General features: G+C 69.5%; 16 protein-coding genes. 6 read left to right on the top strand and 10 right to left on the bottom strand.

Going from position 1 to position 15,786, the window contains the following annotated elements:
• Nucleotide 1: 1 nt before the first annotated feature.
• Nucleotides 2-802 (top strand): DNA-formamidopyrimidine glycosylase family protein, encoded by an 801-nt coding sequence (locus tag ACFSJG_RS06690; RefSeq protein WP_378484429.1) that lies wholly within the window; start codon nt 2-4, stop codon nt 800-802.
• A gap of 12 nt (nt 803-814) precedes the next feature.
• Here ACFSJG_RS06690 and ACFSJG_RS06685 read toward each other — a convergent pair whose 3' ends face one another.
• From ACFSJG_RS06685 to ACFSJG_RS06675, 3 genes are all read right to left on the bottom strand, one after another.
• Nucleotides 815-2,164, bottom strand: coding sequence for a permease prefix domain 1-containing protein (locus ACFSJG_RS06685; RefSeq protein ID WP_378484428.1), 1,350 nt, complete (start codon nt 2,162-2,164; stop codon nt 815-817).
• On the bottom strand, nt 2,161-2,523 hold the full coding sequence (locus ACFSJG_RS06680; protein WP_378484427.1) for a PadR family transcriptional regulator: 363 nt from the start codon (nt 2,521-2,523) through the stop codon (nt 2,161-2,163). Before ACFSJG_RS06680 ends, ACFSJG_RS06685 begins: the two co-directional genes overlap by 4 nt.
• Nucleotides 2,524-2,644: 121 nt before the next feature.
• On the bottom strand, nt 2,645-3,229 hold the full coding sequence (locus ACFSJG_RS06675) for a TetR/AcrR family transcriptional regulator (protein WP_378484426.1): 585 nt from the start codon (nt 3,227-3,229) through the stop codon (nt 2,645-2,647).
• Nucleotides 3,230-3,315: 86 nt separating this feature from the next.
• On the opposite strand from ACFSJG_RS06675, the gene ACFSJG_RS06670 reads away from it, so the two are divergent.
• The gene (locus ACFSJG_RS06670) at nt 3,316-3,750 is read left to right on the top strand and encodes a GlcG/HbpS family heme-binding protein (protein ID WP_378484425.1); all 435 of its coding nucleotides are present in this window, start codon (nt 3,316-3,318) and stop codon (nt 3,748-3,750) included.
• A gap of 54 nt (nt 3,751-3,804) precedes the next feature.
• Here ACFSJG_RS06670 and ACFSJG_RS06665 read toward each other — a convergent pair whose 3' ends face one another.
• A complete protein-coding gene (locus ACFSJG_RS06665; RefSeq protein WP_378484424.1) occupies nt 3,805-4,572 on the bottom strand; it encodes an SDR family NAD(P)-dependent oxidoreductase in 768 nt (255 codons plus the stop codon).
• A gap of 95 nt (nt 4,573-4,667) precedes the next feature.
• Between ACFSJG_RS06665 and ACFSJG_RS06660 the strand changes: the two genes are divergently transcribed.
• Nucleotides 4,668-5,309 (top strand): TetR family transcriptional regulator, encoded by a 642-nt coding sequence (locus tag ACFSJG_RS06660; protein WP_378484423.1) that lies wholly within the window; start codon nt 4,668-4,670, stop codon nt 5,307-5,309.
• 27 nt (nt 5,310-5,336) lie between these two features.
• A complete protein-coding gene (locus tag ACFSJG_RS06655; protein ID WP_378484422.1) occupies nt 5,337-5,834 on the top strand; it encodes a hypothetical protein in 498 nt (165 codons plus the stop codon).
• A gap of 15 nt (nt 5,835-5,849) precedes the next feature.
• Here the strand turns inward: ACFSJG_RS06655 and ACFSJG_RS06650 are convergent, their stop codons facing one another.
• Nucleotides 5,850-7,583 carry a glycerol-3-phosphate dehydrogenase/oxidase gene (locus ACFSJG_RS06650; RefSeq protein WP_378484421.1) on the bottom strand — a complete coding sequence of 578 codons (1,734 nt, stop codon included), beginning with the start codon at nt 7,581-7,583 and terminating at the stop codon, nt 5,850-5,852.
• Nucleotides 7,584-7,665: 82 nt separating this feature from the next.
• Between ACFSJG_RS06650 and glpK the strand changes: the two genes are divergently transcribed.
• Nucleotides 7,666-9,168 carry a glycerol kinase GlpK gene (glpK, locus tag ACFSJG_RS06645; RefSeq protein ID WP_378484420.1) on the top strand — a complete coding sequence of 501 codons (1,503 nt, stop codon included), beginning with the start codon at nt 7,666-7,668 and terminating at the stop codon, nt 9,166-9,168.
• Nucleotides 9,169-9,191: 23 nt separating this feature from the next.
• Here glpK and ACFSJG_RS06640 read toward each other — a convergent pair whose 3' ends face one another.
• Nucleotides 9,192-10,337, bottom strand: coding sequence for an aminotransferase-like domain-containing protein (locus ACFSJG_RS06640; protein ID WP_378484451.1), 1,146 nt, complete (start codon nt 10,335-10,337; stop codon nt 9,192-9,194).
• A 189-nt stretch (nt 10,338-10,526) separates the two neighbouring features.
• Nucleotides 10,527-11,930: an NAD(P)H-quinone dehydrogenase gene (locus ACFSJG_RS06635; RefSeq protein ID WP_378484419.1), complete on the bottom strand. Its 1,404-nt coding sequence runs from the start codon at nt 11,928-11,930 to the stop codon at nt 10,527-10,529.
• A gap of 194 nt (nt 11,931-12,124) precedes the next feature.
• Here ACFSJG_RS06635 and ACFSJG_RS06630 point away from each other — a divergent pair, with 194 nt between their 5' ends.
• A complete protein-coding gene (locus ACFSJG_RS06630; protein ID WP_378484418.1) occupies nt 12,125-12,601 on the top strand; it encodes a gamma-glutamylcyclotransferase family protein in 477 nt (158 codons plus the stop codon).
• A gap of 16 nt (nt 12,602-12,617) precedes the next feature.
• On the opposite strand, the gene ACFSJG_RS06625 is transcribed toward ACFSJG_RS06630, so the two are convergent.
• The 3 genes from ACFSJG_RS06625 to ACFSJG_RS06615 form a co-directional block, all read right to left on the bottom strand.
• Nucleotides 12,618-13,787, bottom strand: coding sequence for a M20 family metallopeptidase (locus ACFSJG_RS06625; RefSeq protein WP_378484417.1), 1,170 nt, complete (start codon nt 13,785-13,787; stop codon nt 12,618-12,620).
• Nucleotides 13,784-14,977, bottom strand: a complete 1,194-nt coding sequence (locus ACFSJG_RS06620) for a M20 family metallopeptidase (RefSeq protein WP_378484416.1) — start codon at nt 14,975-14,977, stop codon at nt 13,784-13,786. Before ACFSJG_RS06620 ends, ACFSJG_RS06625 begins: the two co-directional genes overlap by 4 nt.
• Before the next feature lie 94 nt (nt 14,978-15,071).
• Nucleotides 15,072-15,770, bottom strand: a complete 699-nt coding sequence (locus tag ACFSJG_RS06615) for an enoyl-CoA hydratase/isomerase family protein (protein ID WP_378484415.1) — start codon at nt 15,768-15,770, stop codon at nt 15,072-15,074.
• Nucleotides 15,771-15,786 lie beyond the last annotated feature (16 nt).

Here is a 15,786-nt window from a genome sequence, read left to right as displayed (position 1 = left end):
CATGCCCGAGGGAGACACCGTGTGGCAGGCGGCCGCACGGTTGCGCGCGGCGCTTGCCGGGCAGAAGTTGACGGTGTGCGACGTCCGGGTGCCGCGGTACGCGACCGTCGACCTCACGCCACACACCGTGGACGAGGTGCTCAGCCGCGGCAAGCACCTACTCGTCCGCGTCGGTGACACGACCGTGCACACCCACCTGAAGATGGAGGGCGAGTGGCACGTGTACCCGTCGGGCGCGCGGTGGCGTCGCCCGGCCTGGCAGGCGCGCATCGTGCTCGGCACCGAATCCCACACTGCGGTGGGGTTCCAGCTCGGCATCGTGGAAGTGCTGCCACGCGAACAAGAAGCGGAGGCCGTCGGGCATCTGGGGCCCGACCTGCTCGGCCCGGACTGGGACGAGCGTGTCGCGGCCGAGAATCTCACCGCCGACCCGGACCGCGCCGTCGGGGTCGCGCTCCTCGACCAGCGAGTGCTGGCCGGGATCGGCAACGTCTACCGCAGCGAACTGTGCTTCCTGCGTGGCATGCATCCTGCCACCCCCGTTGCGGCGGTGGGCGATCCGCTGCCGTGGGTGAGACTGGCACACCGGATGCTGGTCGCGAACCGGGACCGCACCGTCCGCGTCACGACCGGCGAGCGTCGTCGCGGCCGAGAGCTGTGGGTGTACGGCCGCGGCGGGAAACCCTGTCTGCGCTGCGGGACACTCGTGCGGCGCGACGATCTCGGCGAGAACGACCACGACCGCATCGTCTTCTGGTGCCCGTCCTGCCAGCCGTTACCCGGCCCCGCAACTCCGCGGTAGCCGCACTCGAGCTCAGGCGAAGTCGAACAGCGGCGGCACCGCCAGGAGGACCAGTACCGCCCACACCCCGAACACCGGCAGGTAGCCGGTCTGCCATCGTTCGACGGACTCGAATCCCATACGGCCACGGAGGAATCCGACGAGGAGCCGGCCCGACCACGCCAGGTTGGCGAGGAGGACGAGGTTGAGGCCGAGCGCGACAGCCTTGTTCGGGCTCACCCCGAACTCGGCGATCCGGGTGAGCATCGCCGTCAGCATCACCAGGTCCACTGCCAGAGCACTGACCACCAGCACTAGTTGCATGCGGTCGAAAAGGTCAGGCGGATCGAGCGGTTCCCGCGCCGAGATCGAGTACAGCAGCAGACCCAGCACCACCACGAGAATCAGGTCCATCAGGATCAGCAGGGTGCGGTCGACGTCGACGAGGTCCCCGTCCACCGCGAAGGCCACCAGCAGAACCAGCAGCATCACAATCGTGATCGGGGTGAACACCCGGGTGAGGACGGGCGCGATGTTCTCCACCACTCCCTGCTTCGCCTCGACGAGCCAGGCGGCGACGATCACGGCGCCCGGCACGCAGAACGGCAGCACCCAGTCCTCGATCACCCACTCCATGTCGGTGCCGAGCGCGGTGAACGCCCCGATGGTGAGACCGAGGAGGACACCTCCCCCGAGGGCGAGCAACGTCAGGTAGACGACCCATTCGCCGGTGAACCGGATGAAGTCCATCCGCCTGCGGTGCGACCGCCAGTCCCCGCCCACGTACGCGAAACCGACGGCGAACCACAGCACGACCGGCGCATGGATCGCGGCGATGATCTCCGTCGCGCCCGCCGACTCGAACGGAAACAGGTTGAGCGCGAGCGCGACCACTGCGAACGGCACTACCAGCGCCGCCGCGACTCCCGCCGTGACACGCCGCTTCCACGCGAAATAGCCGGTGAGGAAGGGCAACACGAGGACCGCGGCGTTGCGCGCGAAGGCGCCGTCGTCCAGTCCGGACCGGAGCGCCACCTCGAGCACCGCTCCGGCACAGACGGCGAGAGCGAGGACCACGCCGAGTTCGCGTCGCGGCGCCCGCGTCCGTTCACCCTGCTCGGACGGAACCAGGACCAACTGCTTCCAGAGCCGTTCGGAGTGTTCACGCGCGAACTCGCGGGAGATGGCGTCGACACTCCCCATCCGTTTGACCGCGACGAGGAAGGCCTCGTCGTCGGCCAGGCCGGATGCCACGAGATCCGAGATCCGGCCCCGCAGATGGTCTTCCATCTCGTCGACGTCAGCGGTCGAGATCACCCGGTGCCGCTCGACGTATCCCCGCCACCGGCCGATCTGCGATTCGAGCGCAAGGTCCGTCATCACGCCCACCTCGGTTCGGGACTCGGCGGCAGTCCCGCGCTCTGCCACACCGCGTTCAGCGCGTGCGCGACGACGTCCCACTGACCGCGCCGTTCGGCGAGCACCTGTCGGCCGACTGCGGTGATCGCATAGTGCTTGCGCCGCCGGCCCACGTCCGAGGTACCCCACGACGCCGTCACGTACCCCGATCTCTCGAGCCGGTGCAGCAGTGGATAGAGCATGCCGTCGGTCCACTCGATCTGCCCTCCGGACAGCTCGTGCACCCGTTTGAGGACGGCGTATCCGTACGACTCTCCCTCGGCGAGAATCCCGAGGACGAGCAGCGTCGCGGACGCTGCCACCAGGTCCTTGTCGATGTGCACGACACCTCCCATACCTAGATCAACTAGGCATGAACCCTAGCAGATCTAGGTAACGGAGTCGGATGAACGAACGGGAGACGCGCCACGCGACGCCACCACCGCCGGAGCGGCGGTGTGCCGACTACGGATTTCCCGCTCGCGCAAGCAGATCGAGACAGTGCCGCACCAGCCGCTCGCGGGACACCGTGACCGTGCCGTCCAGGTAGCCGATGAACAGGCTGGTGAGCGCGCCGACGACGCCGATTGCCCGCAGCGTGCGTTCGTCGGGGTCGTCGAGAGCACCGAGCTGCGCCTCCACGAGGGATACGAAGTTCGGGGCGAGTGCGACGCCGCGACCGCCGAGGGTGGGCTCCCGCAGCGGCGCCAGCACCAGCACCCGCCCCGCCTCCGGGTGATCGAGAACGAGACCGACGAATGCCCGCATCGCCAGTTCCGCGACCTCGGACAGGTTGGCGGCCTTTGCGACAGCCGCCACGAGCGCGGTGCGAGCGCGCTCGGCGACCTCCTCGTAGACCTCCCGGATGTAGGTGTCACGGTCGGCGAAGCTCTCGTAGAAGTAGCGCTCGGTGAGTCCCGCCTCCCGGCACACGGTCCGAACGTTGACGGCGGGATTCTCCGCAGCGCCCAGCAGTTCCACACCGACTTCGAGCAGTCGGGTGCGCCGCTGCCTGCGGCGTTGGTCGAGGTCCGGCCTAACGGTGCTCATCGATTCACGAGTCTAGGACAGTTGTCCGAAAGACCGTTCCACGGAACACGTCATCAACGAAGCCCTGGCGCCGGTACGGTCTGCGCATGCACAACGAGTTGGATCTGACCCGGGCCCGCGCGGCCGCCGACGCAGCACTGGACGCGGCGGAGCGGGACGGCAAGCGGATCAGCGTCACCGTCGTCGACCATCGCGGTCACGACGTGTTCGCCGTACGTGGTGACGGCGCACCCTGGTTCACCGTCGGGGTGGCGCGGGCGAAGGCCGCGACGGCTGCGCTGATGGGAGCGGCGTCGGGAGATCTCGCCGGCCTGCGTGCGGCACACCCGGACCTGCTCGGCCTGATCGGTGCACAGACCACCCAGCCGATGACGACGCTGGCGGGCGGCGTGCCGGTACGCCTCGACGGCCGGGTCGTCGGCGCGATCGGAGTCAGCGGCGCGGATCCCGACGAGGACGTCTCGTTCGCGCGCGCCGGGATCGCCGCGCTGAAGTCCACAGCAGAACGGTCCGGCGCCTGACGGCGCCGGACCGGTTCACGAACTGTCGCGGTCGACGACCGCTGCGGTACACCCCTACATGTGAGTGCCGCCGTCGATGCGGATCTCGGTGCCGGTGACGAACTTTCCGTCGTCGGAGGCGAGCATCGCGATGACGCCCGCGACGTCTTCCGGGGGCGCGAAACCGTCACCGATCCACGGGTAGAGCTTCCCGATCAGGGTCGGGTCCACGCCTTCGGTCGGGAATCCGGGGTTGCTGGTCATGCCGGACGCGATGGAGCCGGGCTCGACGGCGACGGCGCGCAGGCCCTGCTTGGCGTACTCGAGTGCGATCGCATGGGTGAAGGACCGGATGCCGCCCTTCGTCGCGGCGTAGGCCGCCATGTAGGGGTGGGCGAAGTGCGCGGACGTCGAACTGAAGTTCACGACGACACCCTTGCCGGACTCCAGGAGCGCGGGCAGCGCCTGACGGGTGACGAGGAACGTTCCGGTGAGGTTGACGCCGATCATCGTGTTCCAGAAGTCCAGCGTGGTCTCCGCGGTGTGGGAGGAGCGCAGGATGCCCGCGGCGTTGACGAGCACCTGCAAGCCACCGAGCCTGTCGATGGCACCGCCGATGTTCTCCCGCACGGACTCCTCACTGGAGATGTCGACCGTCGTCAGGCTGAGGCGGTCGGCGGTGCCCGCCTCCGCCGCGCGTTCCCGCGTGACCTCGAGTCCCGCCTCGTTGACGTCCGCACCGACGACGACGCCGCCCTCGGCGAGGATCCGGGCGACCGTTGCCTGGCCGATTCCCGATCCCGCACCGGTGACGAGCACCTTGCGTCCCTCGAAGCGATTCATCTGCTGCACTTCCTCTCGTCTGATCAGCGCACATGCGCTGAAATGGCACACTGTGCCACTATGACACGTCGAGTCAACGTGCAATGATGGTGCGCATGGCGGCACCGAAAGCGCAAGCCCCCGTTTCACTGACGGAACGGCGGAAGGCACAGACCCAGCTCGACATCGCCCATTCCGCGGCCCGCCTCTTCGCCGAACACGGCGCCGCCGCCGTCACCGCCGAGGACGTCGCGAACGCCGCAGGCATCGGCCTGCGCACCTTCTACCGGTACTTCCGCACGAAGGAGGACGCAGTCGCGCCGCTGCTCACCGCAGGCATCGACGACTGGATCGCGGACCTCGCCGCCACCGAGCCCGGCGTCCCCGTCGCCGAGGCGCTCGAGAACTCGGCCCGGCGTGCCCTCGTCGCATCCGGACCGGACGGCTACCGCGCGCTCGAACTCGGTCGCGACCTGCTGCGCGCAGTGCCCGGCGACCCGGGCCTCGAATCGGTGTGGTTCCGCGTCGTCAACGACACGGAGGAGAAGCTCGTCGCGACGCTCGGCGACCTCATGGGCCCCGCCGCCGATCCGGTCGACGTGCGCCTCGCGGCGGTCGCGGGCAACACGGCGATGCGGCTGGCGATCCAGACGTGGGCGGGCTCGGACGACGACGGCACCGCCCCGCAGCCGGCGGACATCGCGGTGCGGTGCATCCGAACACTCACCGCCGGACTCGTGTCGCCCGAACCGCGTTGAGAGTCGCTCCGTGGGACGCTTGACCGCATGTCGCGAACGCCGCTTCCCGTCGAGGACTACGCCAGCCGGATCAGCGCCTATGTCTACGGCAACATCCTCGTTCTCACCGCCCTGATCCCACTGAACCACAGCACCGGCATCACCCGCGCCGGGCTCGTCGTGATCGGCACGTCACTGTCCACGTTCGTGGCACACGCGTTCGCCGAATCCGTGGGACGCAGCGCTCGAAGCGGCCGGCAACTGACCACGAGTGAGCGCATCGCCGAGCTACGCGACTCCGTCCCGGTGCTCACCTCAGGCTTCGTACCGACACTCGTCGTCGGCATGGGCGCGCTCGGCTGGATCGAGCTCGGCACCGCCCTGGTGCTTGCCGAGATCTGGGTCGTCACCCGCATCGCCAGCATCACGTTCGTGATCACCCGGCTGCGGGGCGAGCGCCCGAACGGGCAGACCCTGATCGGCTCGCTGGTGCTCGGTGTCGTCGCCGTCGTCATCGTCGCGGTCAAGCTGTTCCTCACGCATTAGCGGGCGCGTCTCGCACTACCGCGCGATCGGCACCGGCTCCAGGATCTCCGCGCGGGCCTCGGGTGCCGCGGCCCGCAGTGCGTCCGCACCGGGATCGTCGGGCTGCGCCTGGGACATGACCTCGGCCTCCACCCGTGCCCGATAGGTCGCGACTTCACGGTCGATCGCGGCCTCGTCCCAGCCCAGCACGGGCGCGACCAGCCTGGCGACCTGTTCGGCGCAGTTCACCCCGCGATGGGGGTATTCGATGGAGATGCGGGTGCGCCGGGCGAGGATGTCCTCCAGGTGCAGGGCGCCTTCCGCTGCTGCCGCGTACACGGCCTCGACCTGCAGGTAGTCGGGGGCGTCGGTAATGGGCTGGAGCAGTTCGGGTGCGTCCGCCGCCATGCCGAGCACCTCGTCGATCAGCGAGCCGTAGCGGTCCAGGAGGTGCTTGACGCGGTACGGGTGCAGGCCGTGCAGCCGACCGAGGTGCACGGCCTGGTTCACCAGCGCGAAGTAGCCGTCCGCGCCGACGAGCGGAACCCGCTCGGTGATCGACGGCGCGATCCGCGCGGGAATGTCCTCGGACGCCAGATCCACGGCGTCCTTGCCCATCACGCGATACGTGGTGTACTTGCCGCCGGCGATCGCCACCAGGCCGGGCGCCACCCGCGCCACCGCGTGCTCGCGTGAGAGCTTCGACGTCTCGTCGCTCTCTCCGGCGAGCAGCGGCCGCAGCCCGGCGTACACGCCGTCGATGTCGGCGTGCGTGAGCGGGGTGACGAGCACCTTGTTGACGTGCCCGAGGATGTAGTCGATGTCGGCCTTGGTCGCGGCGGGGTGCGCGAGGTCGAGGTTCCAGTCCGTGTCAGTGGTCCCGATGATCCAGTGACTGCCCCAGGGGATCACGAACAGCACCGATTTCTCGGTGCGCAGAATGATCGCGGCGTCGCTGACGATCCGGTCGCGCGGGATCACGATGTGCACGCCCTTGCTGGCACGCACCCGGAACCGTCCCCGCTGCCGGGACAGCGCCTGGATCTCGTCGGTCCACACACCGGTTGCGTTGATCACCACGTGCCCGCGCACCTCGGTGGTGCTGCCGTCCTCCGAATCCCGCACCCGCACACCGGAAACCCGGTCCGCCTCCCGCAGGAACCCGACCACCTGGGTGGACGTGCGCACCACGGCGCCGTAGTGCGCGGCGGTGCGGGCGACGGTCATGGTGTGCCGGGCGTCGTCGACGACGGTGTCGTAGTAGCGGATGCCCCCGATCAGGGCGTTGCGCTTGAGTCCCGGCGACAGCCGCAGCGCACCCGATCGCGTCAGATGTTTCTGCGCGGGAACGGTTTTCGATCCACCCATCCGGTCGTACAGCATGAAACCGGCCGCCATGTAGGGCCGCTCCCACACCCGGTGGGTGAGCGGGAACAGGAACTCGAGGGGCTTGACCAGATGAGGCGCCAACGTCGACATCGACAGTTCACGCTCGTGCAAGGCCTCGGCGACCAACCCGAACTCGAGCTGCTCCAGGTACCGCAGGCCCCCGTGGAACATCTTCGAGGACCGCGACGACGTCCCGGACGCGAAGTCACGCGCCTCCACGAGCGCCACCTTCAGCCCGCGCGTCGCCGCGTCGAGTGCGGCACCCGCACCGACGACCCCACCACCGATGACCACCACGTCGAACTGGTCGGCGCCCAACTGTTCCCAGGCCAGCTTGCGCTGGGCGGGTCCCAGGAACTGCACACCAGGCTGCTTGTCCAAAGCTTCGCTCCCGCACTTGACGGCAAATCGTGGCCCAGCCTAGTAGCTTCATGCCGAGACCGCCCGAGAGACAAGGACGCCAGTGACCCGGTACATCGCCGCGATCGACCAGGGCACCACGTCGAGCCGCTGCATGATCTTCGACCACAACGGCCGCGCGGTGACCTCCGCCCAGCAGGAACACCGCCAGATCTTCCCCCAGGCCGGGTGGGTGGAGCACGATGCGAGCGAGATCTGGACCACCACCCGCGAGGTGGTGGCCACCGCCCTCGCCAAACGCGACCTCACCAACGCGGACATCGCGGCCGTCGGCATCACCAACCAGCGCGAGACCACCGTCGTGTGGGACCGCACCACGGGCGAACCGGTGTACAACGCGATCGTGTGGCAGGACACCCGCACGGACCAACTGTGTACGGAGCTCGCCGGAGACCGGGGCCCGGACCGCTACCGGAGTACCACCGGACTCCCCTTGTCCACGTACTTCTCGGGGCCCAAGCTCCGCTGGATCCTCGACAACGTCGACGGGGTGCGCGACCGCGCCGAAGCCGGAGACCTGTGCTTCGGGACGATGGACTCGTGGATCCTGTGGAATCTGACGGGCGGGGTGACCGGGGGTGTGCACGCCACGGACGTGACCAACGCCTCCCGCACCATGCTGATGGACCTGCGCACCCTCGAATGGGACGAGCAGATCTGCGCCGACATGCGGATCCCGATGTCGCTGCTGCCGCAGATCCGCAGCTCCTCCGGCGTCTTCGGCACCGCCCGCGAGCGAGGAAACCTGGCGGGAGTGCCGGTCGCGGGCATCCTCGGCGACCAGCAGGCCGCGACCTTCGGGCAGGCTTGCCTGTCACCCGGCGAGGCCAAGAACACCTACGGCACCGGCAACTTCCTGCTCCTCAACACCGGCACGGAACCGGTGCAGAGCGAACACGGACTGCTGACCACCGTCTGCTACCGGATCGGTGACGCCGCACCGGTGTACGCGCTCGAAGGGTCGATCGCGGTGACCGGGTCACTGGTGCAGTGGCTCCGCGACAACCTGGGAATCATCAACTCCGCCAAGGAGGTCGAGCTGCTCGCCTCCGCCGTCCCGGACAACGGCGGCGCCTACATCGTGCCCGCGTTCTCCGGCCTGTTCGCCCCGCGCTGGCGCCCCGACGCGCGTGGCGCGATCGTCGGACTCACCCGCTTCGTCAACAAGGGCCACCTCGCGCGCGCCGCACTGGAGGCCACCGCCTTCCAGACCCGGGAGGTGATCGAAGCGGCCGCAGCCGACTCCGGCGTCGCCCTCACCTCACTCAAGGTCGACGGCGGCATGGTACTCAACGAGACACTCATGCAGTTCCAGGCCGACATCCTCGACGTGCCCGTCATCCGGCCGGTCGTCAACGAGACCACCGCGCTCGGCGCCGCCTACGCCGCCGGCCTCGCGGTCGGCTACTGGGACTCGGAGGACGACATCCGCGCCAACTGGGAGGTCGGCCGGACCTGGACACCGAACATGCCCGCCGACGAGCGGGGCCGGCTGTACCGGGAGTGGAACAAGGCCGTCGAGCGCACCTACGACTGGGCCGACTGACCTCACGCCGGGTGGGGGCCGACTCAGCGGGAGTGGGCTGCCGCGAGTCGCCCGACGGCATCGTCCAGTCGTGCGGGCGTGTTCGTCGTGAAGCACAGTCGAGCGCCGGCGCGATCCTGCCCGTCGACGGCGAACGCCGAGCCGGGGACGAACGCGACGGAGTGGTCGAGCGCCGCGGACAGCAGTGCGTCGGTGTCCGTGCCGTCCTGGAACTCGAGCCACCCGAACATGCCGCCGCCGATCCGGGACAGCGTCGCGCAGTCACCGAACTCGCGCTCGACGGCACGGCGTAGTGCGTCGGCGCGGCGACCGTACTCCGCGCGCAGATCCTGGAGATGCCCGGTCATCCACTGCTCGTCGGCGAGCAACTCGGTGACTGTCTCCTGCGCCAGTCGGGAGTCGCACAGGTCGGCGCCCTGCTTGGCCAGCTCCACCGCGGCGCAGATCTCCCGGGGTGCGACCATCCACCCGACACGCAGCGCGGGCGCGAGCGTCTTCGACACGCTGGACAGCCGGATCACCCGATCCGAGTGCGCGGCAATCGGTTCCGGTGGTGGACCCGCGTAGTGGAGCTCGCCGTAGGGGTCGTCCTCGACGACGAGGAACCCGAACCGCTCCGCCAGCGTCGTCAGCTCCCGCCGCCGGGACGCGGACATGGTGACCCCGCGTGGATTGTGGAACGTGCTGACGGTGTGGACCAGGACGGGACGCTCCCCCGCGGCGAGGAGGTCGGCGATCCGGTCCGTCCGCATACCGTCCGCGTCGAGCGGGACGGTCATGATCCGGGCCTGGGTGGCGCGCAGCACCTGGAGCGCGCCGGGATACGCGGGTTCCTCGACGACGACGGTCGCGCCGGGGTCGACGAGCACCTGCGCGAGCAGGCTCAGCGCCTGCTGCGAGCCGTGCGTGACGGCCACCTCGGCCGTGGTCACGGGGCGCGGGCGCAGTGCCGACTCCCTCCGGGCGATGACCTCCCGCAACGCGAGCAGGCCTGCGGTCTCGGTGTACTGCAGCGAGTCCGCGGATTCGAGCGCCCGGACGGTTGCCGCGCGGATCCTGTCGAGTGGGACGAGATCCGGATCGGGAAGGCCGCCGGCGAGCCCGATGACATCGGGCCGGGCGGTCACCGCGAGCAGATCACGGATGGCGGACGAACGGAGTGCGGCCATGCGGCGCGCGAGAACTGGGGACACGGTGACTCCCGGATGTCGACGAGGTTCGGTTACGACCTGTCGCCGGCGGATCCACGGGCGGGAGGCACGGAAGGCGGCCGGAGGGTGCCGACCGCCTTCCATTGTGCTCCGGGACGGTTCGACATGTGAAATGCCGATCCCGAATAATGAGATATGACTCGACGATCAGTCCAGGTCGTCGTGCCGCATCAGCTGCCGCGCGGCCTCGGTGACCGACCCCGACAATGACGGATACACCGAGAACGTCTGCGCGAGGTCGTTCACCGACAGGTTGTTCTGGACGGCGATCGCGATCGGCAGGATCAACTCGGACGCGGTCGGCGCCACCACGACACCGCCGATGACGACACCGGTCGCGGGGCGGCAGAAGATCTTCACGAACCCACGCCGCAGCGACGACATCTTGGCGCGGGGATTCGTGTTCAGCGGCAACATCACCGTGCGGGCGGGCACCTCACCGTTGTCGATGGCAGCCTGGCTGACGCCGACGTTCGCGATCTCCGGTCTCGTGAACACCGCGGACGCCACCGTCTTGAGCTTGATCGGGCTCACACCCTCGCCCAGCGCGTGGTACATCGCGATGCGGCCCTGCATGGCCGCGACCGACGCGAGCGGGAGCAGACCGGTACAGTCGCCCGCCGCGTAGATCCCGGACACCGACGTGCGGGACACGCGGTCGACCCGCAGGTAGCCGCCGCGATCGAGCTCGATACCGACCTTCTCGAGCCCCAGACCCGAGGTGTTCGGCGTCGAACCGACCGTCATCAGCGCGTGACTGCCCTCGACGGTGCGCCCGTCGGACAACGTGACCCGAATACCGTCGGCGGTCCGGACGACCGAGTCCGCCCGCGCATGCTTGACGAGGGTGACACCGCGCTCGGACAGCGCCTCCTCGAGCACCATCGCGGCATCGGCGTCCTCGTGCGGAAGCACCCGGTCGCGGCTCGACACCATCGTCACGTGCACGCCCATCTCGGTGTACGCAGAGACGAACTCGGCGCCCGTCACACCCGATCCGACGACGACGAGATGCTCGGGCAGCGTGTCGAGGTCGTAGAGCTGACGCCAGTTCAGGATCCTCTCGCCGTCCGGCTCCGCACCCGGCAGCACCCGCGGCGACGCCCCGGTCGCGATCAGCACCACGTCGGCCTCGAGGACCTTCTCCCCACCATCGGCGAGCGAAGCGCGGACCTGGTGGGACGCCATGCCGATGACGGAGTCGATCAGCTCGCCGGTACCGGAGAGCAACTCGACGCCCGCGGCCTCCAACTTGCCTCGGATGTCCGCGGACTGCGCCTGGGCGAGGCTCTTGACCCGGGCGTGGATCTGCGGAAGGAAGATCGTCGCCTGCTCCGGATCGAGGGCGATACCGAGGTCGGTGGCTCGCCGCATGTCCGTCCGGACCCCGGTCGACGCGATGAACGTCTTCGACGGAACGCAGTCCCACAGCACGCACGCACCGCCGACTCCGTCGGAGTCGACGAGGGAAACCGTCGCCCCGTGCGCGGCTGCGACCAGCGCAGCCTCGTAGCCGGCGGGGCCACCGCCAATGATCACGATCCGGGTCATCCGTCCTCCATGTTTCGGCAGCGTGTGCGCATTTCTCGGTACATTAACGCTATTCCACCGGGGCCGTCGCATGCACGTCGAGACGCCGTCCGGGCGACGAACGGGGTGCTTCCTGCGCCGGGAGGGGCACCGCACCGCAGTGCCGGAACCGGTCGCCGGTCGAAGCCCACGCGTCCACGGTCTAGGCTTTCGCCGTGCCGATTTACGCCGCCTACGGATCCAACATGCACCCGGAGCAGATGCTGCAGCGCTGCCCGCATTCGCCGATGGCGGGGACGGGCTGGCTGAACGGCTGGCGGCTGACCTTCAGCGGCGGCGACATCGGCTGGGAAGGCGCGCTGGCGACGGTCGTCGAGGATCCCGACTCGCGGGTGTTCGTCGTGCTCTACGACGTGCCCGACGAGGACGAGGTGAGCCTCGACCGATGGGAGGGCTCCGAACTCGGGATCCACCGCAAGATCCGCCTCCGGGTGGACACCGACTCGGGCGACTCGGTGCTCGCGTGGCTGTACGTGCTCGACGCGTACGAAGGCGGTCTCCCGTCCGCTCGTTACCTCGGCGTGATGGCCGACGCCGCCGAGATCGCGGGCGCACCCGCGGACTACGTCCGAGAGCTGCGCACCCGCAACAGCCGCAACGTCGGCCCCGGCACCCCCGGCTACTCCGGCTAGCCCTCGGGGCACCCGCTCAGGGAACGGTCGGCTCGCCTCCGACGGCCAGGTTGGCGAAGACCCGCACCCCGACCCCCAGCGCCCGCTCGTCGAGGTCGAAGGTCGGCTGGTGGATGTCGAGTTGCTCACCGATCCCCGACCAGACACCGAGTCGCGCCATCGCACCCGGAACCTCCTCGAGGTACCAGGAGAAGTCCTCACCGCCGCCCGACTGCGGCGTGTCCGACAACGCGTCCGGTCCGAGCTGCGAGATCGCGTGCTCGAACATGCGGGTGGAGACCTCGTCGTTCACGACGGGCGGCACTCCACGCCGGTAGTTGAGCTCGTAGCGCACACCCGTCGGGGCGAGCAGCCCGTGCACGATCTCGCGGACGAGCGGTTCGAGCAACGCCCAGGTGTCGTGGTCGCCGGTCCGGACGGTGCCGACCAGCCGCCCCGTCTGCGGGATCGCGTTCGGTGCCTGCCCGGCACTGACCGCACCCCACACCATCACGGTGCTGGTGCGCGGGTCGATGCGCCTGCTCAGCATCCCCGGCAGTCCGGTGATGACGGTGCCGAGCGCGTACACCAGATCGGTGGTCAGGTGCGGCCGGGAGGTGTGCCCACCGGGCGAGTCGAGCAGCAGTTCGACCGTGTCCGCGGCCGAGGTGATCGCACCGAGACGGACTCCGACCCGGCCCGCCGCCAGTCGCGGATCACAGTGCAGCGCAAAGATTCTCGACACACCCTCCATCGCACCGGTGGCGACCACGTCGAGTGCGCCGCCCGGCATGACCTCCTCGGCGGGCTGGAACACCAGGCGCACCCCGTTCGGCAGCGGCTCCGGCGCCTGCGCGAGCGCGAGACCCGTCCCCAGCAGGATGGTCGTGTGCGCATCGTGACCGCAGGCGTGCGACACCCCCGGAACCGTCGACGCGTACGGCGCACCCGTGTCCTCCTGCAGCGGCAGGGCATCCATGTCGGCGCGGAGGGCGACCCGTGGCCCGTCCGGTCCGATGTCGCAGATCAGGCCGGTGCCACCCGGCAGGATGCGCGGCGTCAGCCCGGCGGCAGTGAGCGTGTCGGCAACGAACTCCGTCGTCACGAACTCCTGACGGGCCAGTTCCGGGTGCGCATGGATGTGACGGCGCCACCCGGACAGGTCCGCGGTGTGCTCGTCGACCCACCGGTCGATCCATCCGGTCACCGCGAGATCCCCTGTCGCCTGCGCGCGAGCGCTCGTGCCGCACGGTCCTCCAGCAGCCGGGACCGCTGCGCCGGATCGGTCGCGGCGGCGACGACGGTTCCCGCGAGCGCCCGGGCGCCGTCGAGCACAGCCCGATCCGCGGACTCCGTCACGCAGGCCGCCGCGAACTCCGGCTGATGTGTGACCGCGCCACCCGATTCGATCCCGATCACGGGGTGTATCCCCGGAATCACCTGCGTCACGTTTCCCATGTCGGTGCTGCCCAACGGGCGAGATCCTTCCCGGTCGCGGGGCAGCGGTGAGCGGCCCATCGTCTCGATCTGTTCCCGGTACGCCCCCACCAGCCACGGGTCGGGGCGAAGTTCGTGGTAGTTCGGTGACACCGTGCGGATCTCGTGCGTGCACCCCGCCGCCAGGGCGCCTGCCTCGAAGCACGCGAACGCCCGATCGGCCAGTGCCGTCAGCGCGGTGGCCGTACCGGCGCGCAGGTAGTACAGCATCTCGGTCCGCGCCGGGACGATGTTCGGGGCGACGCCACCGTCGCTGACGATGCCGTGCATCTGTTGACCCGGTTCGAGGTGCTGGCGCAGCAGGCCGAGCCCGACCTGCGCGACGGTCGCGGCATCGGCGGCGTTGAGCCCCAACTGTGGTGCGGCCGACGCGTGCGCCTCCCGCCCGCTGAAGGTGACGGCGATGTCCGCCATCGCGAGCGAGTGTGCGCCTGCGATGTCCTCGGGCCCGGGATGGACCATCGCCACCATGGCGAGGTCGTCGAACACCCCTCGTTCGAGCATCAGCACCTTGCCGCCGCCGGTCTCCTCAGCCGGGGTGCCGATCACCCGGATCGTGATGCCGAGCCGGTCGGCGAGCGGCGCCAGCGCGATCCCGGCGCCGACGGCGGCCGCGGCGATGATGTTGTGCCCGCACGCGTGCCCGATCTCGGGGAGCGCGTCGTACTCGGCGAGGACGCCGACGACGAACTCACCACTGCCGTGCTCGGCGCACAGCGCGGTCGGCAGGTCGGCGTACGGGATCGTGACGTCGAAGCCGTACCGGGACAGTGTTTCCGCGACCTTCGCCGCGCTGCGGTGCTCGGCGAAGGCGAGTTCGGGTTCGGCATGGATGGAGTGGGACAGCGCGATCAGGTCCGCCTGCGCACCAGCGATCGCATCGTCCACTTCCGAGGTCACAGCTCCCAGTGTCTCACCCGGGTCGCCGCGTAGCGGCAGTTGGTGCGGTCGCCGACTCCGAGGCGTCGGCGACCGCACCAGCGGCGTGCAGCGCCTATCCGAAGGCGAGGTTGTCCGGAGTGGTGGGCACCGCGAACGCGTCGAGGATCGGCGCATGCAGGTCCGACTTGATCTTGGCGAGGTTCTTGCCGTGCAGCGTGGTGGTCGCGGCGGCCCGGGCGACAGCGGCGGCGAGCACATCGTCACCCTCGGCGATCTCGTTGACGATGCCCGCGGCGAGCGCGTCCGCACCACCGAAACGGCGGCTGGTGGTCATCGCCTCGACGGCGACGGCGCGCGGCAGCTGCAGCGTCATCAGCGCGTTCATGCCGACGGTGAACGGCATGTTGAGGTTGGCCTCCGGCAGGCACCAGAAACCGCGGTCCGCGCGCATCACCCGCAGGTCGGACGACGCGGCGAGCATCGCGCCCGCACCGAACGCGTGACCGCCGACAGCGGCGACCGTGGTCATCGGGAAGGTCAGCACCCGGCTGAAGATCGTGTGCACCCGGTCGAGGTACCAGTGGATCTTGTCGAGGTTTCCGAACAGCCAGTCGGTGTCGAGACCGTTGGTGAAGAACTTGCCGGACGCCGCGAACACCAGCGACGCCGGTCCCTCGACCGCCTCGACCTCGTCGAGCGCGGCGTGGAACGCGTCGATCCAGTCGGGGTGGAATCGGTTCTCGCTGTCGGTCTGGCCCTGGTCACCGAGGTGCAGGATGTGGACGTCGCCGTCGCGTTCGAGGTAAGGCATGCCGATATCTTACCTG

Source organism: Rhodococcus gannanensis, assembly GCF_042681175.1.
GTDB classification, from domain to species: domain Bacteria; phylum Actinomycetota; class Actinomycetes; order Mycobacteriales; family Mycobacteriaceae; genus Rhodococcus_G; species Rhodococcus_G gannanensis.
The sequence above is the reverse complement of the archived record's forward strand: the minus strand, read 5'-3'. Positions and strand labels throughout refer to the sequence as shown.